This is a genomic window from Enterococcus italicus DSM 15952, from assembly GCF_000185365.1.
GTDB classification, from domain to species: Bacteria; Bacillota; Bacilli; order Lactobacillales; family Enterococcaceae; genus Enterococcus_G; species Enterococcus_G italicus.
In genome coordinates this window covers 1-806 of sequence record NZ_GL622276.1, presented here as the reverse complement: position 1 = coordinate 806, position 806 = coordinate 1, and the positions used below count along the sequence as shown (strand labels likewise).

The window sequence follows — 806 nt, the reverse complement described above, 5'->3', positions numbered from 1 at the left end:
TTGCAAAGTTTTAAATCTACTATCAAATAAGGTAGAATAATAGAAAAAGATAGCAGGAGGAATGACGATGAATCATTTTAAAGGAAAGCAATTTCAGCAGGATGTGACTATTGTAGCCGTGGGCTACTATCTTCGTTATAACCTTAGCTATCGTGAAGTTCAAGAAATCTTATATGATCGTGGCATTAACGTTTCTCATACAACGATTTATCGTTGGGTGCAAGAATATGGCAAACTACTTTATCAAATTTGGAAAAAGAAAAATAAACAGTCCATTTATTCATGGAAAATGGATGAAACGTACATCAAAATTAAAGGAAAATGGCATTATTTGTATTGAGCCATCGATGCAGATGGTTTAACCTTGGATATTTGGTTACGTAAAAAACGGGATACACAAGCAGCGTATGCTTTTCTTAAGCGGTTAGTGAAGCAGTTTGATGAACCGAAGGTTGTAGTCACAGATAAAGCCCCCTCTATTACAAGTGCCTTTAAGAAACTAAAAGAATACGGCGGCTTTTATCAAGGGACAGAACATCGTACCATTAAATACCTGAACAATTTAATAGAACAAGACCATCGACCAATTAAACGACGGAATAAATTTTATCGAAGTCTCCGGACTGCCTCATCCACGATTAAGGGCATGGAGACCATTCGAGGAATATATAAAAAGAACCGAAGAAATGGCACTCTCTTCGGCTTTTCGGTATCTACTGAAATTAAAGTTTTGATGGGTATACCAGCATAGTCAAAGTATCAGAATGGGACTTTTGTACTCAGTATTGAAACTTTGCAACAGAACC

The 806-nt window shown here is 36.5% G+C and carries 1 pseudogene; it reads left to right on the top strand.

The window, feature by feature from the left end:
- Positions 1 to 67 precede the first annotated feature (67 nt).
- Positions 68 to 751: pseudogene (locus HMPREF9088_RS11230) on the top strand (IS6 family transposase).
- The last annotated feature ends 55 nt before the right edge of the window (positions 752 to 806 follow it).